Genomic DNA, 22554 nt, shown 5'->3' with positions numbered 1-22554 from the left:
TAAGCTGACGCCCGTCAGCCGAGACGACCCACGGGATGGTGTGCCATGAGCGTGCAGACGGCAGCAGGAGGCGACAGCTCGGCCGCGCGTTCCTGGCCGGACGTCATCAGCGCGCTGATCGCCGGGCGGGACCTGAGCGCCGAGGACACCGCCTGGGCCATGGACCAGATCATGTCGGGCGAGGCCAGCAACGCGCAGATCGCCGGGTTCGCGGTCGCGCTGCGGGCCAAGGGCGAGACGGTCGCGGAGCTGTCCGGGCTGGTGCGCACGATGTACGAGCACGCCCACACCATCGACGTCCCCGGCCCGACCGTGGACGTCGTCGGCACCGGCGGCGACCGGGCCCGTACCGTCAACATCTCCACCATGTCCGCGATCGTTGTCGCCGGGACCGGTGCGAAGGTCGTCAAGCACGGCAACCGGGCGGCGTCCTCCGCCTCCGGCGCCTCCGACGTGCTGGAGAAGCTGGGGGTCAACCTCGACCTCACGCCGCAGCGGGTCGCCGAGGTCGTCGGGGAGGCGGGCATCACGTTCTGCTTCGCGGTGAAGTTCCACCCCGCGCTGCGGCACGTCGCGCAGACGCGCAAGGAGCTGGGCGTGGCCACCCCGTTCAACTTCCTCGGCCCGCTCACCAACCCCGCCCGGGTCGGGGCGCAGGCCACCGGCGTCGCGGACGCCCGGATGGCGCCCATCATGGCCGGGGTGCTGGCCGAGCGCGGCGCGTCCGCGCTCGTCTTCCGCGGCGACGACGGGCTGGACGAGCTGACCACGACGGCCACCTCCCAGGTGTGGACCGTGCGCGGCGGCGCGGTGCGGCGGGAGACCTTCGACCCCCGGGACGTCGGCATCGACCTGGTGCCGGTGGAGGCGCTGCGGGGCGCCGACGCCTCGTACAACGCGGACGTCGCCCGCCGGCTGCTCGCCGGCGAGACCGGCCCGGTGCGCGACGCGGTCCTGCTCAACGCGGCGGCGGCCCTCACGGCCCTGGACGGCGACGCGGACGGCCCGCTGCCGGACCGGATCGCGGCGGGGATCGTACGGGCGGCGGAGTCGATCGACTCGGGATCGGCGCAGCGGGCGCTGGAGCGCTGGGTGGCGGCCAGCAACGCCTGAGGGGCTTTGGCCGCCGATTTCCGGAGAGTTGCGGACAGTCCGGGCAACCGGGTTGCGCCGCGGCTCTCCGGTGCGCATACTCCTGACCAGGTCACGAGCGACAGCGATCAAGGCCCCGGCCCGCTGTCCGGCAACCCTCCGTCCGTGGCGGGGTGCCCCGGGTGATGACCGGGCCGCAGGCAGCGAGGTCTGCGGCAAGCGCGGACCCCTCGCGTATCCAGGGGTCCTGGTCGGCCGAGGGAGTACCGCCGTGAGCAAGCGAATGCGCTAGGGCCTGTCCGGCGGATCCGGTTCGGAGATCCCGCGGCGCCCGGCAACGTCCACCGGCGGGCGGGGCGCCGCCCGCACACCGGGTCGTGCACGCCGCGCCGGCGCCGCGCGCCGGCGCCTCGCGGGACCGCGAGACGGTCCGCCGGGCAGGCCCTGAGGGCCTCCGCCCCCCCGCGCGGTTTCCGCCTCCGGGCGCCGCGCGCCCGGCCCTCCGGGCCGGTTCCGGGCCGTACGGCCCGTCAGCCCGCATCCGCACGTCCGCCCACGGGAGTTCCGCATGTCCGCGTCCACGCTCGCCTCCGCCTGTCTGCCCGTACTCGGCCGCGAGGTCCGCGCCCCGCTCGTCACCGGCGGCGACGCCGAGTACGCCGCCCTCGACTACGCCGCCAGCGCCCCGGCGCTCCAGCGCGTCTGGGACGACGTCGCCGCCTACGCGCCGTACTACGGCAGCGTGCACCGCGGCGCCGGCTACCTCTCGCAGCTGTCCACCGAGCTGTACGAGTCCAGCCGGGCCACGGTCGCCGGGTTCCTCGGCTGCCGCCCCGGCGACCAGGTCGTCTTCACCCGTTCCACCACCGACTCGCTCAACCTGCTGGCCACCGCGCTGCCGCCGGGGACCGAGGTCTACGTCTTCGAGACCGAGCACCACGCCGCCCTGCTGCCCTGGCGGCGGCCCGGCTCCACGGCCGGCCGGGTCACCGTCCTCCCCGCGCCCGGCAGCCCCGGGCAGGCGGTGGCGGCGCTGGACTCCGCGCTCGCCGCGCGGGTCGGCGACGGGCCGGCGCTGGTCTGCGTCACCGGCGCCTCGAACGTCACCGGCGAGCTGTGGCCCGTACGGGAGCTGACCGCCGCGGCGCACCGGCACGGGGCGCGGCTGGTCCTGGACGCGGCGCAGCTCGCGCCGCATCACCCGGTGGACGTGGCGGAGCTGGGCGTGGACTGGGTGGCCTTCTCCGGGCACAAGCTGTACGCGCCCTTCGGCGCCGGCGTCCTGGCGGGCCGGGCGGACTGGCTGCGGGCCGCGCCGCCGTACCTCGCGGGCGGCGGCGCCAGCCGGCGGGTGGGGCGCGCGGCGGACGGGGGGCTGGACGTCGAGTGGCAGACGACCGCGGCGCGCCACGAGGCGGGGTCGCCGAACGTGATCGGCGCGTACGCGATCGCCTCGGCGTGCAAGGCACTGACGGAGGCCGGGTTCGACGCGCTGGTGGCGCGGGAGCGGGCGCTGGTGGCGCGGGTCCTCGCGGGGCTCGCGGAGCTGCCGGGGGTGCGGGTGCTGTCGCTGTTCGGGGCGGACGCGGCGCGGGTGGGGGTGATCTCGTTCGTGGTCGACGGCTGGCGCAGCGCGCACCTGGCGGCGGCGCTGTCGGCGGAGCACGGCATCGGGGTGCGGGACGGGCTGTTCTGCGCGCACCCGCTGGTGCGGGCGCTGCTCGGCGGGGCGGCCGGGGCGGGCGGGTCCACGGAGTCCGCGGAGTGCGGGGGCGGTACGGGGGAGGGGGAGCTGCCGCTGAACGCGGTGCGGGTGAGCTTCGGGGCGGGCACGCCGGACGAGCACGTGGACCGGTTCCTGGCGGCGCTGGGGTCGCTGGTGCGCGACGGGGCGCGGTGGTCGTACCGCACGGTGGACGGCCGCTGCGTCCCCGCCACCGGCGCGGACCGGGAGGTCTGAGCGCGGGGCCGGGGCCCGGCCGCGCGGCGGCGCGCGTCCGTCCCGTTCCGCCGTACCGCCGCTCCTCCTCCCGGTCCGGAGCCCGCGGCTACCGTCCGGCCCCGGCCGCCGGCCGCGCGGCCAGCGCGCTGCCCAGCAGCACCATCCGCAGCGACCGTTCGGCCGCGTCCGCCAGGAACTCCCGGGCCCGCAGCAGCGCTTCGGGCAGTGCCATCGGGCCCGGGATGATGGTGCCGTAGGCGTCGACGCCGGTGCCGTGGATCTCGTGCGCGCCCTCGCCGAGGGTGCCCGCGAGCGCCAGGACCGGGCGGTCGTGCAGCTTGGCGCGCCGCGCCACCTCCGCGGGGACCTTGCCGCGCGGGGTCTGGTGGTCGAGCGCGCCCTCCGCGGTGATGACGAGGTCGGCGGCGGCCAGCCGGGCGTCGAGGTCGAGGTGGCCGAGGAGCACCTCGAAGCGGGGGAGGAGGCGGGCGCCGACGGCCGCGAGCCCGGCGCCGAGGCCGCCGGAGGCGCCGGTGCCGGCGCCGCGGCGGAGGTCCGTGCCGGGCGCCGGGAGGTCGCGGGTGAGGACGTCGGCCCAGCGGTCGAGCGCGGCGGCCAGCTCCGCCACCTGCCCCGGCGTCGCGCCCTTCTGCGGGCCGAAGACGCGCGCGACGCCGCGCGGGCCGCACAGCACGTTGTACGGGTTGCAGGCCACCAGCAGCTCCGTTTCCGCGAGCCGCGGGTCGAGCCCGGCGGTGTCGACGCGGGCGATCCGGGCGAGGGCGGCGCCGCCGGGGGCGAGGGGGCGGCCGTCGGCGTCGAGGAGCCGGGCGCCGAGGGCGGTGAGGGCGCCGGCGCCGCCGTCGGAGGTGCCGGAGTCGCCGCAGCCGACGACGATGCGCCGTACGCCGCGGTCGAGGGCGGCGCGGATCAGCTCGCCGACCCCGTACGTGGTGGTGCCGCCCGGGTCGCGGCGGGGCCGGGGGACCAGGGCGAGGCCGGCGACGGCGGCCATCTCCACCACCGCGGTGGTGCCGTCGCCGAGGAGCCCGAAGTGCGTCTCCAGCCGGTCGCCGACCGGTCCGGTGGCGGTCAGCGGCACGAGCCGGCCGCCGGTGGCGGCGGCCAGCGCCTGCGCGGTCCCCTCGCCGCCGTCGACCAGCGGGATGAGGTCGACGGCGGCGTCGGGCAGCACGCGGCCGACGCCTTCGGCGATGGCTTCGGCGGCGGCCTCGGCGGACAGGGACTCCTTGAAGCCGCTGGGGGCGACGACGACACGGTTGATCATGAGGGCTCCCGGGAGGTTGGACGTGCGTGGGGGTGTGCGGGGTCGGTGAGGAGGCCGGGGCGGGCGGGGCGGGCGGTCAGCCGTCCGTGACCGGCACGCCGAGCAGCGGCCAGACCGCCAGCGCGAACAGCAGCACCAGCCCCGCCGTCAGCGGCGCCAGCACCGCGGCCGTGCGCAGCAGGTCGCGCGGCGTGTACGTGGGTACGCCCGGCACGTCCGAGAAGAGCGCGACGGGCTTGGCGGACGCGGGCAGGGTCTGGCAGAAACCGGCCGCCGCCGTGGAGGCGAGGGCGGCGGCGACGGGGTTGACGCCGGCGGCCAGCGCCGCGGCGATGACCAGCGGGACGAGCACGCTGGAGCGCGCGGAGCGGGACTGGAGCACGAGGTGGGCGGCGGTGCTCACGGCGACCACCGCGGCGAGGAACGCCCACGCCGGGACCGAGGAGCCGCCGGGCAGCCCGGAGACCAGCCAGGCGGCGGCCTCCGACTCCGACAGCGCGATCCCCATCGCCATCGTCGCGGCCATGAACAGCAGCAGGGACCACGGCACCGTCTTGAGCGCGTCCTTCAGCCGTACGGTCCCTATCACCGGCGACGCCGCGACCACCGCGCCGATCAGCGCCACCACCGCCGGCGGCACCCGGTGCAGCGGCTCGCTGCACCACAGCACCACCACCGTGCCGAGCAGCAGCGCGCAGCGCGCCTCGGCCTGCGACAGCGGCCCGGTGACCGGCTGTTCGGTGTGCTCCTGTATCTGCCCGGCGGTCAGGCGCACCGGGCCCTTGCGGTCCGCGCGCCGCGTCGTCGTCAGCAGCACCACCTCGGCGGCGAGGTGGGCGGTGGCGATCGCCAGCGGCAGCCCGAGCAGCAGCCACTCGGTGAAGCCGATCCGCTCCCCGGTCGCCTCCCAGAGCACCGACACCGTGATCAGGTGCGCCCCGGCCCCGATGAGGGTCGCCACCGCGGACAGCAGGATGACGGTGGGGAACAGCAGCGCCAGCATCACCACCAGCCGCCGCCGCTCGCCCAGCGCCCGGGCCAGCGCCAGGAACACCGGCAGCGCCAGCGCCGCCCGCCCGGAGGTGGCCGGCACGGCGAAGGCGGTGACGACGAGCGCCGCCGTCGTCAGGTGCACCAGCTGCCGTACGGAGCGCGCGCCGGTGACCAGGAACGCCGCCGCCCGGCCCGCGAGGCCCGTACCCGCCACCGCGGCGGCGAGCACGAACGCGCAGATCAGCAGCCACACCGTGGCGTCGCCGAGGGTGCCGAACAGCGTCTCGCTCTCCAGCACCCCGGTGACGACGAGCGCCAGCCCGGCGCCCAGCGCGATGAAGGTGTCGTCGACCGGCGTGCCGATCCACGCGCAGGTCGCCAGCGCGAACACGGCGAGGGTCAGCCGGCCGTCGGCGCTCAGCCCGGGGGCGTTGCCCGGGACGGCCAGCAGGGCGCAGAGGGAGAGGGCCACGCAGAGCGTCGCGGCCTGGCGCAGGGAGAGGCTCACAGGAATGAGACTCGGCGGCGGCGGTGAGCCCTCGATGAGCCGGAGATTAAGGAGATTTCACCTTTTACCCCGGTGTCACCCGAAAGAGCGTCAGCGCGACAGCTCCTGTTCATCCGGCCGGCGGGTGGGCAGCCGGTAGCCCATGCCGCGTACGGTCTCCAGCCGTTCGGCGCCCATCTTCTTGCGCAGCGCGCGTACGTACACGTCCACGATGTTGGAGCCGGGGTCGAAGTCGTAGCCCCACACGTGGGAGAGGATCTGCTCCCGGGACAGCACCTGCCCGGGGTGGCGCAGGAAGAGTTCGAGCAGCACGAACTCGCGGGCCGTCAGGTCCACGGTGCGCCCGCCGGCCCGGGCCCGGCGGGTGCGCAGGTCGAGCGACAGGTCGCCGCTGCGCAGCACCGTCACCTCCGGCGCCCGCGCGGCGGTGCGCAGCCGCAGCCGCACCCGGGCGAGCAGCTCCTCGAAGCGGAACGGCTTGGTCATGTAGTCGTCGGCGCCGCCTTCGAGGCCCGCGACGGTGTCGGTGACCGACGCCCGCGCGGTGAGCACGATGACCGGCACGGTCGAGCGCGCCTCGCGCAGCTGGCGCAGCACGGTGAAGCCGTCCCGGCCCGGCAGCCCGATGTCGAGGACGACCAGGTCGAAGCCGCCGGTGAGGGCGAACTCGTACGCGGTGTCGCCGTCGGCGGCGACGGTGGTGGTGAAGCCGTTGGCGCGCAGCCCCTTCTCCACAAAGGAGGCGATGCGCTCCTCGTCCTCGGCGATGAGAATCCGGTTCATCACAGACCCCCTTGCAGAATCAGCGTAAAGGTGGCCCCGCCGCCTTCGGTGGGGCCGAGTGCGACGCGGCCGCGGTGGCCCTCGGCGATGGCCTTCACGATGGCCAGGCCCAGGCCCGCGCCGCCGCCGCGGGAGCCGCGGCGCGCGGTGCCGCGGCGGAAGCGTTCGAAGATGAGGTCGGCGTCCTGCGGCGGGACGCCGGGGCCGCCGTCGGCGACGTACAGCTCGACGTGCCCGCCGGCGACCCGGGAGCCGACGCGGATGCGGCCGCCGCGCGCGGTGTGCTGGACGGCGTTCTGGGCGAGCTGCACCATCGCCTGGGTGACGCGCTGCGGGTCGAGCCGCACCTCGCCGTCGCCGACCTCGGACAGCTCCCAGTTCCGGTCGCCCAGCGTCCTGGCCTTGACGAACACGTCCGCGGTCAGCTCCGCCAGCTGCACCGGCTCGGGCGAGACGAAGTCCGGCCGCTCGGCCTTGGCGAGCAGCAGCAGGTCCTCGACGATCCGGGTCATCCGGTCCAGCTCGTCGGTGACCAGCCGCAGCGTCTCCTCGCGCTCGGCCGGGTCCTCGCCCATCAGCTCCAGGTGCCCGCGCACGATCGTGATGGGCGTACGCAGCTCGTGCCCGGCGTCGTCGACGAAGTCCCGCTGCGCGGCGAACGCCCGCTCCAGCCGGTCCAGCATGGCGTTGAACGTGGCGGCCAGCGCCGCCGTCTCGTCCCGGTCGGCGCGCCCGCGCACCGGGATCCGCCGGGTGAGGTCCTGCTCGGTGAGCTGCGCCGCGGTCTCGCCGACCAGCCGTACGGGCGCCAGGATGCGGCCCGCGACCGCCCAGCCGATGGCGCTGATCAGCGCCAGCGCCACCGCCGAGATCGCCAGCATGATGACGAACACGTCGCCCACCTGCTCGCGTTCGCGCTCGGTGTGGAAGGCGACGACGAACGCCGCCGCGTCCGGCTCCTCCTTCGCGCCGATGCCGACCTTGGCCCAGCGCAGGTCGCCCGAGGGCCGGTCGAGGCGGCCCGTGCGGTCCCCGGACTCGAAGATCGCCCGGCGGCCCGCCGCGTCGTCCTGGAGCGGCCGGGACACGGTCAGCTCCCGGGGCTGGACGAGCTGCGTCGGCCCCCGGTCCGGCTGCCGCACCAGGCCGATCAGCTCCTCGTCCGGGTCGGCGTACTGCCGTTCCAGGAAGACGCGCAGCAGCCGGCCCGGGTCGCTGAAGGGGCGGCCGTTCTCGGGGTCGACGCCCTGCCGGTAGAGGTTGGCGAACTCCCGCGTCTCCTGCGCCAGCAGCCGGTCCACCCGGTGATCCAGGTCGCGCAGCAGGATGGACCGGGTGGTGCCGGCGACGGCGGCGAGCGCCGCGGTCATCACCACCAGCAGCCAGAGCAGGATGCGGGCGCGCGCGGAGATCATCGGTCAGTCGTCGGCGTCGTCGTCGCCGGGGCCGCCGCCGGAGTCGTCGCCGGTGTCGTCGGAGTCGTCGCCGGGGCTGCCGGTCGGGTCCGCGGTGGGCCCGTCCCGTACCGGCGGCGGGGAGACGACCTCGTCGCTCGGCGTGCCCGTGGGCGAGGACGGGGCGGAGCCCGGCGGGGAGGTGGTGTTCTCCAGCTCCACCCGGGCGGGTGGAGTGGGCTCCTCCGGGTCGTCCGTCAGAGCGTAGCTGGTCGCGGCGACGCCCAGCGGGATCGCCACGACCGCGGTCAGTGCGGCCATGCGCTGCGAGAAAGCCATGCCCCCGAGCCTGCGCCCGGCGCCCGGCGCGCAGTGTGAAGGAAGGATGAGAGATTCTTCATCTACGGCCCCGAGCGCGCCCCGCGCCGCTCCGTGCTACTCCTCCAGGCCGATGGCGAACGCGGCCTCCAGGTCGTGCTGCGAGTACGTACGGAACGAGATGTGCGTCTCCGTCGCCGCCACCCCCGGCACCTTGCTGATCCGTCCGGGGATCACGTCCGCCAGGTCGTCGTGGCGCGCCACCCGGACGAGGGCGATCAGGTCGTGCGCCCCGGTGACCGAGTACACCTCGCTGACCCCGTCGATCGCGGCGATCGACTCCGCGATCTCGGGAATGCGGTCCACGTCGGTGTTGATCAGAACGATCGCAGTGATCATGTGTGCGCTCTCCCTCTCGGACCCGCGTGCGGCGCTCACTCTATCTGCCTGCCCCACGGGCCGCTCCAGGTCGTAGGGTGGGGGCAGGCCTTGCGACGACGGGCGGAGCGCCGGGCCGGCGCCGGCGCCGGAGGGCCCGGCCGGAGCCGCGGGGGATCGCTGCTGCGGAAAGGTGACCGGTGGTGGAGCCGAGGGAAGGCCCGGGCGTCTCCTCCGAGGAAGGCGCGGCCGAGGAACTCGACGGCCCGCTGCCGGAGGGCGTGCGCCGCCGGATCGTCACGCTGGCCGACGAGTGTTTCGGCGGGCTGACCGTCGCCGAGCTGCCCGTACAGCTGCGGCAGTACGCCCGGTTCACCCCGCCCCGCCGCGTCAAGCTCGCCGGCAACGCGATCGCCGCCGCGCTGGAGGCCGACGCCGCCTTCCGCGAACGGATCGCCGGCCGGGCCGCCGCCCTCCAGCCCGACCTGGCCGCCGCCCTCGTCGACGGCAGCCCGCCGGCCGCCGCGGAGCCGGTGGACGTCGCGGCGCTCGCGTACCTGCTGCGCCCGGCCGGCTGGGTCAAGCTCCTCGCCGCCGCCGGCGAGGAGGAGCAGCGCGCCGGCGCCGAACGGGCCGGCGAGGAGGCCGCCCGCGAGCTGGCCCGGCTGCGTACGGAGCTGGCCGAGGCCCGCGCCGCGGCGCGCGGCGACGCCGAGCGCACCCGGCACGAACTGGAGGCGCTGCGGCGCGAGAACGAGGGCCTGCACCGCCGGCTGCGCAGCGCGCTCAGCGACGTCAAGCGCGGCGAGGCCGCCGTGCGCAAGCTCCAGCAGGAGACCGCCGCCGGCCGCGACGAGGCCGCCGCCCAGCTGGCCGCGGCCGAGAGCGAGGCCCGCCGGCTGCGCGCCCGCCTCGGCGAGGCCGAGTCGGGCCTGGAGGCCAGCCGCCGGGCCGCCCGCGAGGGGCGCAGCGTGGAGGACATGCGGGTACGCCTCCTCCTCGACACCGTCCTCGACGCCGCCCAGGGACTCCGCCGCGAACTCGCCCTGCCGCCCGCCCGCATGAGCCCCGCCGACACCGTCGCCGCCGTCGAGCCCGGCACGATGTCGCCGAAGGACGTGGCCGCCCGCGCGCTGTCCGCGACCGACCCGGCGCTCCTCGACCAGCTGCTCGCGCTGCCGCAGGCGCACATGGTCGTCGACGGCTACAACGTCACCAAGACCGGCTATCCCACCCTCCCGCTGGAGAAGCAGCGCCTGCGCCTCCTCGGCGGCCTCGCCGGCCTCGCCGCGCAGACGGGCGCCGAGGTCACGTGCGTCTTCGACGGCGCGGAGCTGGCCGCGCCGGTGCTGCTCGCGCCGCCGCGCGGGGTGCGGGTGCTGTTCAGCAAGCCGGGCGAGACCGCGGACGAGCTGATCCGCCGGCTCGTCCGCGCCGAACCCACCGGCCGCCCGGTCGTGGTGGTCTCCGCCGACCGCGAGGTCGCCGACGGCGTCGCCGCCGCCGGCGCCCGCCCGGTGTCGTCCGCGCTGCTCCTCAAACGGCTCGCGCGCAGCTGACAACCCGCGGAAACGAGGGCGAGTTCGGACAACACGGCCGGTCTCGGCCGGGTGTGGACAGTTCGCCGCTCCGAGTCCAACTCGTTGTCGAACAGTGATTACTGGCCGTGTGAAGTGAGTAAAGAAACGCGGTTCGGGGGGACTTTTTTGCCGGAGAGATTTGAACGGATCACCGAAGCGTCGTTAGTGTCTGGCCCGAACCTTCGTGCAGTCGATCGCTCATCCGGGGCGACGGCGAAGGTCCCGCCGGTACCGGGGCATCCCCAAGCCACGGTCGGGCGGCTGGAGGAAGAGGAGCTCGCCTTCGTGGCGTCCCACCGTCGACCGAAGCAGCCGAACCGGGCCAGGGTCACCGTCTTCACCGCCACCGCCGCGGCGGCCGTCGCCCTTTCCACCCAGAGCGCGCAGGCCGCCCCAGACAAGGACGACGTCAAGCGGCAGGTGGACAACCTCTACGAGGACGCCGAGCGCGCCACGGAGAAGTACAACGGCGCCAAGGAGCGGCAGGACAAGCTCGAAGAGGACGTCGAGGAGCTGCAGGACAAGGCCGCCCGCGGCCAGCAGGAGCTCAACGACCTCCGCGACGGGCTCGGTTCGCTCGCCAACGCCCAGTACCGCAGCGGCAGCATCGACCCCTCCGTGCAGCTCTTCCTCTCCTCCGACCCGGACACCTACCTGGACAAGGCGTCCACGATGGACCGGGTCAGCGGCAAGCAGGCCGAGTCGCTGGAGCGCATCGCCGACAAGCAGCGCAGCCTGGCGCAGCAGCGCCAGGAGGCGGGCGAGAAGCTCAAGGACCTGGCGGAGACCCGCAAGGAGCTGGGCTCCCAGAAGAAGAAGGTCCAGGACAAGCTGAGCGAGGCCCGCGCCCTGCTCAACCAGCTGACCGAGGCGGAGCAGGCCGCGCTCGCCGAGGAGGAGCAGCGCGCCAGCCGCGAGGCGGAGGACCGCGTCGACCTCGGCGACCTGCCCCCGGGCTCCTCGCACGGCGCCGCCGCGCTGTCCGCGGCGCAGAGCAAGCTGGGCGCCCCGTACGTCTACGGCGCCACCGGCCCCAGCTCGTTCGACTGCTCCGGCCTCACCAGCTGGGCCTTCTCGCAGGCCGGCGTCTCGCTGCCGCGCATCTCGCAGGACCAGGCCAACGTCGGCACCCGGATATCCTCGTCCAGCGCGCTGCAACCCGGCGACCTGGTGTTCTTCTACAGCGACCTGCACCACGTCGGCATCTACGCCGGCAACGGCCAGATCATCCACGCGCCGAAACCGGGCGCGTCGGTGCGCTACGAGGCCGTCAGCAACATGCCGTTCATGTGGGGCGCCCGGGTCTGACGCCCCGCCCCCCTCGTTCTCGCCCCGCCGCGCGCCGCGGCGGGGCGCGTTCGCGGCCGGAAGGCGCCGGGACGCCGCCCGGGGTGCCACCGGGACGCCCGTTCGGGCGAATTGCCGACACCGCGCGTTTCGAACGCCCCGCGGGTGACCTGCGTCGGCACCCGGGCGCCGACATGGCCCCGGGGCGCGGTTCTTGGCCGTGCGTAGTCGCGTGGTTACTGTCTGCCGCGTGTCAGCTCATCGACGATCCACCCGGCCCGGCGGTGCCGGCCGCCTCCGTACCGGCGTCCTCACCGCCGCCGCGGCGGCGGTGCTGTCCGGCTCGCCCGCGGTCCTCGCCGGTCTCTCCGACGCGGCCTTCGCGGCCCCCGACGACCACGCCGAAGCCAGGGCGCGGGTCCACGACCTCTACGCCCAGGCCGAGCGGGCCACCGAGAAGTACAACGCGGCCCGCGAGCGCACCGAAGAACTGCGCCGCAAGGCGGCGCGACTCCAGGACCGGGCCGCCCGCGACCTGGCCCGGATCAACCGCATGCGTACCGCGCTCGGCTCGCTCGCCGGGGCGCAGTACCGTTCCGGCGGCATCGACCCCAAGCTGTCCCTCATCCTCTCGGAGAGCCCCGAGGGGTATCTGGCGAAGGCCGCGACGCTGGAGCGCATCGGCGCCCTCCAGAGCGGCCGGCTCCGCCAACTCGTCCAGCTCCGGCGCAAGCTGGAGCAGCGGCGGGTCCGGGCCGGCGACACACTCGCCGAACTGGAGCGCGGACGCGAGAAGCTGGCGGAGCACAAGGACGAGATCACCGACCGGCTGGCGCGGGCACGGCGGCTCCTCAACTCGCTGCCCGAGGACGAGCGCCCCGGCTCCGGCGACCGCGCCTCGCGCTCCGCGCCGGCGCCGAACCTCGGCGCGGCACCCGCCTCCGGCCGCGGCGCGGTGGCGGTGGCGGCGGCGCGCGGCGCCGTGGGCACCCCGTACGTGTGGGGCGGCGCGAGCCCGGCGGGCTTCGACTGCTCGGGGCTGACGCAGTGGGCGTACGCCCGGGCCGGGGTGGCGATCCCGCGCACGTCGCAGGCGCAGCGGTACGCGGGCCGCCAGGTGCCGCTGTCCGAGGCCCGGCCGGGGGACCTGGTGACGTACCGGGCGGACGCGAGCCACGTGGCCATGTACGTGGGCGGCGGCCAGGTCGTCCACGCGCCGTACCCGGGCGCGTCGGTGCGCTACGACCCGGTGGGGATGATGCCGGTGGCGTCGGTAACACGCCCGTAGCCCCGCCCGTCACCCGCACTCCCGCCCCAGGGTAGGCCGCCCCACTGACAGCACCGCCCCCGCGCGTCCCCCGGCACTCCGGTCCCCGGCGAAGCCCCGGCGACAGCACTTTGCCGACCCGTCACCCGCACTCCCACCCCAGGGTAGGCCGCCCCTCCGACAAACCGCCCCGGTCACCCGTCCCCCGCCCCGGGGGCCGGGGCGACGTACGCTCGGGGCGTGGCGGGCGTTGCGGGCGTACGGACGGCGGTGCTGGGGCTCTGTGCCGGGCTGCTCGCCGCCCTGCTCGCCGGGTGCGGCGACGACGGCGACCGCGCCGGGCCGCCCGCCGCCGACCCCGCCGCCGCCCGCGCCCTCGGCGACCTCCTCCGGCAGCGCTCCGCCGCCGTCCGCGACGGCGACGAGGCCGCGTTCCTGCGCACCGTCGACCCGCAGTCCGGCCCGTACCGCCGCGAGCAGCGCACCGTCTTCCGCAACCTCGACGCCCTCCCGCTCGCCGCCTGGACCCTCCGCCTCGACGACCCCGTGCCCGCCGGCACCGGCCACGCCACCGCGGACGTCCGGTTGCGCTACCGCCTCCGCGGCTACGACCCCGGCGACGTCACCGCCGGCCGCCGGCTGGAGTTCGTACGCCGCGACGGCCGCTGGTACGTCGCCGGACCCGCGCCCGGCAGCCGTCCGCAGCCCTGGGAGCAGGGCCCCATGACCGTCGTACGCGGTACGCACAGCCTCGTGCTTGGCGTCGGCCGACCGGAGGCAGAGCTGCGCGGCGTCGCCGCCGTCGCCGACCGCGCCGTGCCCGACGTGTCCGCCGCGTGGGGCCGCGGCTGGGCGCGCCGCGTGGTGGTGCTGGTGCCCGCGTCGCAGGCCGCGATGGGGGAGCTGCTGGGGGCGGGGCCCACGGACTACGCGGGCATTGCCGCCGTCACCACCGGCCGCACCGGCACCGGCACCAACACCGGCGCCAACGCCAGCACCAGCGCCAACACCGGCACCGGGCCGGGCCAGGGCGGCGGGAACCGGAACCGCGCGCCCGGCCCCGCCGACCGCGTCCTCGTCAACCCCGACGCCTACGGCACCCTCGGCGCCGCCGGCCGCCGCATCGTCCTCACCCACGAGACCACCCACGTCGCCACCCGCGCCCACACCACCCCGGCCACCCCCCTCTGGCTCTCCGAGGGCTTCGCCGACTGGGTCGGCTTCGGCAGCGCCGCCCGCGGCCCGCGCGCCGGCGCGCCGGAGCTGGCGCGCGCCGTCGCCGCCGGCCGGGTCCCCCGGGACCTGCCCGCCGACGGCGACTTCGGCCGCGCCGCCGACGGCGACCGGCTGGCCCGGGCGTACGGGGAGGCGTGGCTGGCCTGCCGGATGGTCGCGGACGAGTGGGGCGCGGACCGGCTCGTGGCGCTCTACCGCGCCGCGGGCGCCGCGCGGTCGCGGGCGCAGGCGGTCGGCCCCGTGCTGCGGGCGGAGCTGGGCGTAGGACTGGACGGGTTCACCGAGCGCTGGCGCGACTACCTGAAACGCGAGCTGGGCTGATCCCCACGGCTGAGCCTCAGGGCCGATCCCCACGGCGGGTTTTGCCTCAGAGGCAAAAGGTTTGACTCCGAGGCACGGGCGCTGGCTCAATGAGGCCCATGAGCACCGCCGACCCCCACCCCCACGCCCCGCGGCTGCGCGAGCTGCGCCGCCGCGCCGGCCTGACGCTGGAGGCCGGCGCCGCCCGGGCTGAGCTGTCCCCGGCGCACCTCTCCCGGCTGGAGACCGGCCGGCGCCAGCCCTCGCTGCCGGTGCTGCTCAAGCTGGCCCGCGTCTACGGTACGACGGTCTCCGAGCTGCTCGGCGAGGCGCCCGCCGCGCCGACGTCGGTCGTCCGGGGCGCCGACGCCCCCGTGCGGGAGGCCGGCGGCTGGTCGTACCGGCAGGCGGGCGCCACGGACCGGGGGATGCAGGCGTTGCGGGTGCACGTGCCGTACGAGGCCGAGCACCGCGACCTCGTCCGCGTGCACCCGGGCGAGGAGTGGCTGTACGTGCTCGACGGCCGGATGCGGCTCGCGCTCGGCGACCACGAGCAGCTGCTCGATCCCGGTGACAGCGCCCACTTCGACTCCCTCACCCCGCACCGCATCGCCGCCGCCACCCGCCGCGGGCTCGACCTGCTCTTCGTCCACACCCTCCTGCAGAGCGCCGTCGCCGAGCTGTGCCTCGGCGACGGCGCCCGGCACTGACCCCGAGGAGAACCGCCGTGTCCAAGCGGATCGAGGAGAGATTTCCCCGCGGCCTCATCGTCCGCCTGCTCGTCTACGTCTTCGTCGGCCATCTCTTCGCCGGGTTCCTGCTGCTGCTCTTCAAGGCGGGCGGCGCGTAGCGGGCGCTCACCACGTCAGCAGTTCGTCGGAGGCGGAGGCCGACCCCGGGGCGGCCGGCGCGCCGCGCTCCCGCGGCCCCGGTACGCCCCCGCCCCGGCCGCCGCCCCGGCTCCCGCCCCGCGCCCGCGCCCGCCGCCGCGGAGCCGGCACCGTCGACCGCCACAGCCGTACGCACGCCACCACCGTCGCCGCGACCAGCAGCCCGTTCCGCAGCGCCAGCAGCGCGATCCCGGTCCCGGTACTCCCCACGACCTCCCCGAACCACACGGGGAACTCCGCCAGCGTCACCCCCGTCGCCGCCAGCACCAGCCCCGCCGGCAGCGCCATCCGCGCCGCCCGCAGCGTCAGGCACACGGCGGCCAGGCCGACGAGCCAGATCAGGTACTGCGGGCTGATCACCCGGCTCGTCGTGGTGAACAGCAGCGTGCCCGCGAACGCGGCCTCGCACGCCGTCGTCGCCGTGAACTCCCGCGCCCGCAGCCGCCACAGCACCAGCCACCCCATCGCCGCCGCCGAGAGGCCCAGCGCCAGGTCGCTGACCAGGCCGACGCCCGGGCCGAGGAACTCCATGGAGCCGTAGTGCAGTTGCACGGTGCCGTCCCAGCCGAGGTGCCGGCCGACGTGGAAGACCAGCGCGCCCAGCGACTCCACCTCCGTGCCGCGGTCGCGCTGCGCGGTGAGGAAGCCGAACGCCCCGGGCAGCGCGGCGGCCGCCGCCAGCGCCACCGCCGCGGCCGTGCCCGCCGCCGCGCCCCACGTCAGCCGCGTCGTGCGCCCCCGCGCCGCGCCGAGCAGCAGCAGCACCGGCCAGACCTTCAGCATCGTGCCGAACCCGGCCAGCGCCCCGGCCACCGCCGGCCGCCGGGCCGCGGCGAGCAGCGCCGCGACGGCGACGGCGGTGACCATCAGGTCGTAGCGGGCGTACGCGGTCGGCCCCAGCAGCGGCACCCCGGCCACCCAGAACCACGCCCCCGCCCGCGACCGCCCCGCACCTGCCCCCGCCCCCGTGCCGCCGCCGCCCGCCCGCAGCAGCAGCGCCAGCACCACCGCGTCCGCCGCGCAGACCAGCGCGAAGAACGCGGGCGCGTAGCCGAGGAACGGCAGGAGCGCGGGGGAGAGCACCGCGAGCGCCGCGCCCGGCGGGTACTGCCAGCTGACGTCGTCGACGGGGAACGTGCCGGTGCGCAGCACCTCGTACCAGCCGCGGTAGATGAACTCGACGTCGGTGGTGACGTCCGGCCCGGGCAGCGTGACCACCTTCAGCACGAGCAGCAGCAGCCCGGCGCGGGTCAGCACCCACGCCGCGACCGGTGCCGCGCCCCGCGCCATCGCCCGACCTCCGCCCACACCCCCCGGCTCCGTCCGACGACACTACGACACGGCCCCACCCGGCCGCAGGAGCCCACCGGGCCCGGCGGCCCCGGCACCGGTACTGTCGCGGCGATGCACAAGCCACCGCGCAAGACGCTCGTCGTGACGAACGACTTCCCGCCCCGCCCCGGCGGCATCCAGAACTTCCTGCACAGCATGTGCCTGCGGCTGGACCCGGACCAGGTCGTCGTCTACGCCTCCACCTGGAAGCGGGACGCCGAAGGCCGCGCCGCCACCCGCGACTTCGACGCCCGCCAGCCGTACGAGGTGGTCCGCGACCGCGCCACGGTGCTGCTGCCCACCCCGCGCGTCGCCCGCCGCGCGGCCGGGCTGCTGCGCGCGCACGGCTGCCGCTCCGTGTGGTTCGGCGCCGCCGCGCCGCTGGGGCTGCTGGCGCCCGCGCTGCGCCGCGCCGGCGCCGAGCGGGTGGTCGCCACGACGCACGGCCACGAGGCCGGCTGGGCGCAGCTGCCCGCCGCCCGGCAACTGCTGCGGCGCATCGGCGAGTCGGCGGACACGCTCACGTACCTCGGCGAGTACACCCGCTCCCGCATCGCCCGCGCGCTCACCCCCGCGGCCGCCGCGCGCATGGTGCAGCTGCCGCCGGGCGTGGACGAGACGGAGTTCCACCCCGGCTCGGGCGGCGCCGCCGTACGGGCCCGGCTCGGGCTCGCGGACCGGCCGGTCGTCGTCTGCGTCTCCCGGCTCGTGCCGCGCAAGGGCCAGGACACCCTGATCCGCGCGCTGCCCCGGATCCTGGCCGCGGAGCCGGACGCGGTGCTGCTGATCGTCGGCGGCGGACCGTACCGCGGGGAGCTGGAGAAGCTGGCGGCGGCCACCGGAGTCGCCGGCTCGGTGCGCTTCACCGGCGCGGTGCCGTGGGAAAAGCTGCCCGCGCACTACGGCGCGGGCGACGTCTTCGCCATGCCGTGCCGCACCCGCCGCCGCGGGCTCGACGTGGAGGGGCTGGGCATCGTGTACCTGGAGGCGTCGGCGACCGGGCTGCCGGTCGTCGCGGGCGACTCCGGCGGGGCCCCGGACGCGGTGCTCGACGGCGAGACCGGGTGGGTGGTGCGCGGCGGCGCGGAGCGGCAGGCGGCCGAGACGGCGGAGCGCGTCGTGACGCTGCTGGGGGACCCGGAGCTGCGCGCGCGGACGGGGGCGCGGGGGCGGGCGTGGGTGGTGGAGCGGTGGCGCTGGGACCTGCTGGCCCGGCGGCTCGCGGCGCTGCTGTGAGGCCGGGGCCCGGCCCGTACGGTACGGACCCGGCCCCCCGCGCGCCGTACGTCACCGTCCCCTACGTCACCGTCCCCTACGTCGCCGCTCCCGTACGGCGCCGCCCCCTACCGCTCGTACAGCGCCTCGATCTCCGCCGCGAACTTGTCCGCCACCACGGCCCGCTTCAGCTTCAGCGACGGCGTCAGAAACCCCGACTCCTCCGTGAACTGCCCGGTCAGCACCCGGAACTTGCGCACCGACTCGGCCCGCGACACCTGCGCGTTCCCGTCGTCCACCGCCAGCTGCACCGCCGCCCGCAGGTCCGCGTCGTCGGCCAGCTCCGCCGCCGTCCGGCCCGGCTTGCCGTTGTCCTGCGCCCACCTGGCCAGGAACTCCTCGTCCAGCGTGACCAGCGCGGCGACGAACGGCCGCCCGTCGCCGACGACCATGCACTCCGCCACCAGCGCGTGCGCCCGGATGCGGTCCTCCAGCACCGCGGGCGCGACGTTCTTGCCGGCGGCCGTGACGAGGATCTCCTTCTTCCGCCCGGTGATGGAGAGGTAGCCGTCCTCGTCCAGGCTCCCGAGGTCGCCGGTGCGGAACCACTCGCCGTCCAGCGCGGCGGCCGTCGCGTCCTCGTTGTTCCAGTACCGCTCGAAGACGTTCCCGCCGCGCACCACCACCTCGCCGTCGTCGGCGATGCGGATGGTGCAGCCGGGCAGCGGCTGCCCGACGGTGCCGATCTTCGGCCGCTCCACCGGGTTGACGGTGATCGCGGCGGCGGTCTCGGTCAGGCCGTAGCCCTCCAGCACGGTGAAGCCGATGCCGCGGTAGAAGTGCCCGAGCCGCTCGCCCAGCGGGGCGCCGCCGGAGATCGCGTGCGTGGCCCGGCCGCCGAGGACGGCGCGCAGCTTGCCGTAGACGAGCCTGTCGAAGAGCGCGTGCCGCAGCCGCAGCCCGAGGGCGGGCCCGCCGGAGTCCAGGGCGCGGCTGTACGCGATGGCGGTGTGCGCCGCCTTGTCGAAGATCTTCCCCTTGCCGTCGGACTGCGCCTTGGCGCGCGCGGAGTTGTAGACCTTCTCGAAGACGCGGGGCACGCCGAGCAGCAGCGTGGGCCGGAAGCCGGCGAGGTCGTCGGTGAGGTTCTGCACGTCCGACGCGTGGCCGAGCTTCATCGGCCCGACCATCGCCGCGATCTCCACCAGCCGGCCGAAGACGTGCGCGAGCGGCAGGAAGAGGAGGATCGAGCTCTCGCCGGGGCGGAACAGCGGGCGCAGGAACTCCACGGCGTTGCCGCACTCGGCGAGGAAGCCGCCGTGGGTGATGACGCAGCCCTTGGGGCGGCCGGTGGTGCCGGAGGTGTAGACGAGGGTGGCGGGGTCGTCGGCGCCGGCGGCGGTGCGGTGCTTCTCCAGGGTGGCGTCGGAGACGTCGGCGCCGGCGGCCGTCAGCGCGGCGACGGCGCCCTGTTCGACCCGGTTGTCCCCTTTGTTGCCTTCCGCGTCGATCTGCCACACGTGCCGCAGGTGCGGCACCCGGCTCCGTACCGACTCGACCGCCGCGGCGTGCTCCGCGGTCTCCACCACGCACGCGACCGCCCCCGAGTCGCTGAGGATCCAGTGGATCTGCTCCGGCGAGCTGGTCTCGTACACGGGCACCGTCACGCCGCCCGCGGTCCAGATCGCGAAGTCCAGCAGCGTCCACTCGTAGCGCGTACGGGACATCAGCGCGACCCGGTCCCCGGGCCGCAGCCCGGCCGCGACCAGGCCCCTGGCCGCCGCCTCCACCTCCGCGAGGAAGTCGGCGGCGGACACGTCCGCCCAGTCGCCGGCCGCGTTCTTGCGGGCGACGACCGCGAGGTCGGGGGTCCGGGCGGCGTTGGTGCGGATGAGGTCCGTCAGGTTGGCGTCCGCCGGGACCTCGTACAGGGCGGGAAGGGCGAACTCTCGCAAGACGCTGCTCCTCGACGTGCCGGTGGGCCATCTGTGACCCTATCCCCACCCGGGGTTCCGCGGCAGTGGCGGCGCTCACCGGGACGACCGGGCGGCCGGGCCGCGGCGGGACGGAAGTAGGCTGAGCACATGAAGGTCCACGTGGTCAGTGACGTGCACGGCAACAGCGCTGACCTGGCCCGCGCGGGCGACGGCGCGGACGCCCTGATCTGCCTCGGCGACCTCGTCCTCTTCATCGACTACGCCGACCACTCCCGGGGCATCTTCCCCGACCTCTTCGGCGTCGCGAACACCACGCGCAGCGTCGAGCTGCGCACCGCCCGCAGGTTCGACGAGCACCGCGACTTCGTGCGCTCGCTGTGGGCGGGCAAGGACAAGGGCGGGGAGATCGAGAAGGCGGTGCGCAAGCAGTACGCCGAGCTGTTCGCGGCCTTCCCCACGCCGACGTACGCGACGTACGGCAACGTCGACGTCCCGCGGCTGTGGCCCGAGTTCGCCCGCGAGGGCACCACCGTCCTCGACGGCGAGCGGGTGGAGATCGGCGGGCGGGTCTTCGGCTTCGTCGGCGGCGGGCTGCAAACCCCGATGCGCACCCCGTACGAGATCGACGACGAGACGTACGCCGCGAAGGTCGCCGCCCTCGGCGACGTCGACGTGCTCTGCTCGCACATCCCGCCGCTCGTCCCCGACCTGTGCTACGACACGGTGGCGCGCCGCTTCGAACGGGGCAGCGAGGCGCTGCTGGAGGCGCTGCACCGGACGCGCCCGCGGTACGCGCTCTTCGGCCACGTCCACCAGCCGCTCGCGCGGCGGATGCGGATCGGGGCGACGGAGTGCGTGAACGTCGGGCACTTCGCGTCCCGGGGGAAGCCGTGGGTTCTGGAGTGGTGAACGGGGCGCGGTAACCTTCAGCGCGGACGGTTGACGGAGGAGCCCAGGCATGGCAGAGCACACCAGGTCGAGCATCACCATCGACGCCGCCCCGGACGCGGTGATGACGGTGATCGCGGACTTCGGACGCTACCCGGAGTGGACCGGCGAGGTGCGGCGGACCGAGGTGCTCGAAGCGGACGGACAGGGGCGCGCGGCGCGCGTGCTGCTGGTGCTGGACGCGAAGACGATCCGGGACGAGCAGACGCTGGCGTACACCTGGGCGGGGCCGCACGAGGTGCGGTGGACGCTGGAGAAGTCGCAGATGCTGCGCGCGCTGGACGGGGCGTACCTGCTGAAGCCGCTGGCGGGCGGGGAGCGCACCGAGGTGACGTACGAGCTGACCGTCGACGTCAAGATCCCGATGCTCGGGATGATGAAGCGCAAGATGGAGAAGATCATCATCGAGCGGGCGCTGGACGGGCTGAAACAGCGGGTCGAGAGCGTGCCCGGCGCGTCCGCCGACTCCGGCACGGACTGAGCCCCCGGCGTGCGCACGATCCTCGTCACCGGGGCGGCGGGCGCCGGCCGTACGACGGTCGCCGCGGCGACCGCGCTGCGGGCGGGCCGGGACGGCGCGCGGGTGCTGCTGCTGAGCGCGGACGCGGAGGCGGGCGGACTGCTGGCGACGGTGCCGGAGGCGCTGATCCCGGCGCCGCGGGCGGGAGCCGGGACGGCACCGGAACCGGATCCGGACGGCGGCGCGGAGCGGGCCGGGGAGCAGTGGGCGGAGGAGCCGCCCCCGTGGACGGAACCGGTCCGGATCGAGGACGGGGTGTGGGCGGCGCGGCTGCGTGGGGCCGAGTCGGCGGCGGAGGCGCTGGCGGTCTGGCAGGAGCGCTACGCGGACGCCCTGGAGCAGCTCGGGGCGACGCCGCTGGCGGCGGAGGAGCTGACGCCGCTGCCGGGCTCGCGTGAGTTCGCGCTGCTTCGGGCGCTGGTGACGCTGTACGAGACGCCGGGCGGCGGCGGGTCGGGTGCGGTCGGGCCATGGGACCTCGTGGTCGTGGACATGCCCGCGGCCCGCGAGACGCTGCGCGTCCTCGCGCTGCCCGAGCAGCTGGTGCGGTACCTGCACCGGCTGCTCCCGGCCGAGCGGCAGGCCGCGCGGGGACTGCGGCCGATGCTGGGGCGGCTGCTCGGGGCGCCGGTGCCGGCGGGCCGGGTGTACGAGGCCGCCGCCCACTGGGAGCACCGGCTCCAGGCCGTACGGGAGGCCGCCGAAGCCGCCGGCACGGGGATGCGGCTCGTCCTGGAGGCCACCCCGCGCGGGGCCCGCGAGCTGCGGCGGCTCCGGGCGGCGCTCGCGTTGCAGGGCTGCGCGGTCGAGACCGTCGTCGCCAACCGCGTCCTGCCGGCCGGCTCCGAGGACGCCTGGTACGCGACGCTCGCCGACGAGCAGCACCGCGTGGTCAAGGAGCTGGGCGCCGAGGTGCGCGCGGCGGGCGGCGCGCTCTGCGCGCTGCCGCACCTGGGCCCGGAGCCGCAGGGCCCGGTCGCCCTCGGCACGCTGGCGGAGGCCGTGGACCCGCCGCGGGCGGCGGTCCGCGCGCCCGGGACGAGCCCCGGGGACCCGGCCGCGGTGGACGACCTGCTGGCGGCGGAGGGGGTGCTGCGGTACCGGCTGCCGCTGCCCGGCGCGGAACGGGCCGACCTCACCCTCGTACGCCGCGGCGACGAACTCCTCGTCACCGTCGCCGGCCACCGCCGCGCCCTGCCCCTGCCGTCCGCGCTCCGCCGCTGCACCATCGACCGCGCCGGGCTGCACGACGGCGAGCTCCAGATCCGCTTCGCCCCGGACCCGGCGGTCTGGCCCCGCTGAACGCCCCGCGGCGGCTGCCGGGGACCGGGGGGCCGGATCTGCGG

The 22554-nt window shown here is 76.0% G+C and carries 20 protein-coding genes and 1 riboswitch; of the genes, 12 read left to right on the top strand and 8 right to left on the bottom strand.

Annotation, left to right across the window (positions count from 1 at the left end; translation table 11 throughout):
- Positions 1-45: 45 nt before the first annotated feature.
- Both trpD and ACHZ99_RS02575 read left to right on the top strand, forming a co-directional pair.
- Complete coding sequence (trpD, locus tag ACHZ99_RS02580) at positions 46-1113, top strand: anthranilate phosphoribosyltransferase (RefSeq protein WP_420302643.1); 1068 nt, start codon at positions 46-48, stop codon at positions 1111-1113.
- Positions 1114-1202: 89 nt separating this feature from the next.
- A riboswitch (SAM riboswitch) is annotated at positions 1203-1320 on the top strand.
- A gap of 340 nt (positions 1321-1660) precedes the next feature.
- Positions 1661-3052, top strand: a complete 1392-nt coding sequence (locus tag ACHZ99_RS02575; RefSeq protein ID WP_420302642.1) for an aminotransferase class V-fold PLP-dependent enzyme — start codon at positions 1661-1663, stop codon at positions 3050-3052.
- 88 nt (positions 3053-3140) lie between these two features.
- Here ACHZ99_RS02575 and ACHZ99_RS02570 read toward each other — a convergent pair whose 3' ends face one another.
- The 6 genes from ACHZ99_RS02570 to ACHZ99_RS02545 all read right to left on the bottom strand — a co-directional run bounded on the left by ACHZ99_RS02570 (position 3141) and on the right by ACHZ99_RS02545 (position 8717).
- Complete coding sequence (locus ACHZ99_RS02570) at positions 3141-4322, bottom strand: glycerate kinase (RefSeq protein ID WP_420302641.1); 1182 nt, start codon at positions 4320-4322, stop codon at positions 3141-3143.
- A 76-nt stretch (positions 4323-4398) separates the two neighbouring features.
- Positions 4399-5823, bottom strand: a complete 1425-nt coding sequence (locus ACHZ99_RS02565; protein ID WP_420302640.1) for an SLC13 family permease — start codon at positions 5821-5823, stop codon at positions 4399-4401.
- 90 nt (positions 5824-5913) lie between these two features.
- Entirely contained in the window at positions 5914-6606 is a 693-nt protein-coding gene (locus ACHZ99_RS02560) for a response regulator transcription factor (protein WP_420302639.1), read from the bottom strand.
- Positions 6606-8021 carry a sensor histidine kinase gene (locus tag ACHZ99_RS02555; RefSeq protein WP_420302638.1) on the bottom strand — a complete coding sequence of 472 codons (1416 nt, stop codon included), beginning with the start codon at positions 8019-8021 and terminating at the stop codon, positions 6606-6608. Before ACHZ99_RS02555 ends, ACHZ99_RS02560 begins: the two co-directional genes overlap by 1 nt.
- A 3-nt stretch (positions 8022-8024) precedes the next feature.
- Complete coding sequence (locus tag ACHZ99_RS02550; RefSeq protein ID WP_420302637.1) at positions 8025-8339, bottom strand: hypothetical protein; 315 nt, start codon at positions 8337-8339, stop codon at positions 8025-8027.
- Positions 8340-8435: 96 nt separating this feature from the next.
- Positions 8436-8717, bottom strand: coding sequence for an Lrp/AsnC family transcriptional regulator (locus ACHZ99_RS02545; protein ID WP_420302636.1), 282 nt, complete (start codon positions 8715-8717; stop codon positions 8436-8438).
- Between the two features lie 179 nt (positions 8718-8896).
- On the opposite strand from ACHZ99_RS02545, the gene ACHZ99_RS02540 reads away from it, so the two are divergent.
- The 6 genes from ACHZ99_RS02540 to ACHZ99_RS02515 all read left to right on the top strand — a co-directional run bounded on the left by ACHZ99_RS02540 (position 8897) and on the right by ACHZ99_RS02515 (position 15216).
- The gene (locus ACHZ99_RS02540; protein WP_420302635.1) at positions 8897-10255 is read left to right on the top strand and encodes an NYN domain-containing protein; all 1359 of its coding nucleotides are present in this window, start codon (positions 8897-8899) and stop codon (positions 10253-10255) included.
- Between the two features lie 306 nt (positions 10256-10561).
- Positions 10562-11584 carry an NlpC/P60 family protein gene (locus tag ACHZ99_RS02535; protein ID WP_420302634.1) on the top strand — a complete coding sequence of 341 codons (1023 nt, stop codon included), beginning with the start codon at positions 10562-10564 and terminating at the stop codon, positions 11582-11584.
- A 229-nt stretch (positions 11585-11813) separates the two neighbouring features.
- The gene (locus ACHZ99_RS02530) at positions 11814-12851 is read left to right on the top strand and encodes an NlpC/P60 family protein (RefSeq protein WP_420302633.1); all 1038 of its coding nucleotides are present in this window, start codon (positions 11814-11816) and stop codon (positions 12849-12851) included.
- Between the two features lie 219 nt (positions 12852-13070).
- Positions 13071-14387: a hypothetical protein gene (locus tag ACHZ99_RS02525; RefSeq protein ID WP_420302632.1), complete on the top strand. Its 1317-nt coding sequence runs from the start codon at positions 13071-13073 to the stop codon at positions 14385-14387.
- Between the two features lie 98 nt (positions 14388-14485).
- On the top strand, positions 14486-15076 hold the full coding sequence (locus tag ACHZ99_RS02520; RefSeq protein ID WP_420302631.1) for a helix-turn-helix domain-containing protein: 591 nt from the start codon (positions 14486-14488) through the stop codon (positions 15074-15076).
- 17 nt (positions 15077-15093) lie between these two features.
- Positions 15094-15216: a DUF6126 family protein gene (locus ACHZ99_RS02515; RefSeq protein ID WP_420302630.1), complete on the top strand. Its 123-nt coding sequence runs from the start codon at positions 15094-15096 to the stop codon at positions 15214-15216.
- Between the two features lie 7 nt (positions 15217-15223).
- Here ACHZ99_RS02515 and ACHZ99_RS02510 read toward each other — a convergent pair whose 3' ends face one another.
- Positions 15224-16546 (bottom strand): glycosyltransferase 87 family protein, encoded by a 1323-nt coding sequence (locus ACHZ99_RS02510; RefSeq protein WP_420302629.1) that lies wholly within the window; start codon positions 16544-16546, stop codon positions 15224-15226.
- A gap of 114 nt (positions 16547-16660) precedes the next feature.
- Between ACHZ99_RS02510 and ACHZ99_RS02505 the strand changes: the two genes are divergently transcribed.
- Positions 16661-17824, top strand: coding sequence for a glycosyltransferase family 4 protein (locus ACHZ99_RS02505; protein ID WP_420302628.1), 1164 nt, complete (start codon positions 16661-16663; stop codon positions 17822-17824).
- 107 nt (positions 17825-17931) lie between these two features.
- Here ACHZ99_RS02505 and ACHZ99_RS02500 read toward each other — a convergent pair whose 3' ends face one another.
- Complete coding sequence (locus tag ACHZ99_RS02500) at positions 17932-19758, bottom strand: AMP-dependent synthetase/ligase (protein ID WP_420302627.1); 1827 nt, start codon at positions 19756-19758, stop codon at positions 17932-17934.
- 129 nt (positions 19759-19887) lie between these two features.
- Here ACHZ99_RS02500 and ACHZ99_RS02495 point away from each other — a divergent pair, with 129 nt between their 5' ends.
- From ACHZ99_RS02495 to ACHZ99_RS02485, 3 genes are read left to right on the top strand one after another with little or no spacing between them, the layout of a single operon-like run.
- A complete protein-coding gene (locus ACHZ99_RS02495; RefSeq protein WP_420302626.1) occupies positions 19888-20649 on the top strand; it encodes a metallophosphoesterase family protein in 762 nt (253 codons plus the stop codon).
- A 49-nt stretch (positions 20650-20698) separates the two neighbouring features.
- On the top strand, positions 20699-21169 hold the full coding sequence (locus tag ACHZ99_RS02490; RefSeq protein WP_420302625.1) for an SRPBCC family protein: 471 nt from the start codon (positions 20699-20701) through the stop codon (positions 21167-21169).
- Between the two features lie 9 nt (positions 21170-21178).
- Complete coding sequence (locus ACHZ99_RS02485; protein ID WP_420302624.1) at positions 21179-22510, top strand: ArsA family ATPase; 1332 nt, start codon at positions 21179-21181, stop codon at positions 22508-22510.
- The last annotated feature ends 44 nt before the right edge of the window (positions 22511-22554 follow it).

It is taken from the genome of Streptomyces sp. MAR4 CNX-425, assembly GCF_048656465.1.
In the GTDB taxonomy this organism is placed as follows: Bacteria; Actinomycetota; Actinomycetes; order Streptomycetales; family Streptomycetaceae; genus Streptomyces.
The sequence above is the reverse complement of the archived record's forward strand: the minus strand, read 5'-3'. Positions and strand labels throughout refer to the sequence as shown.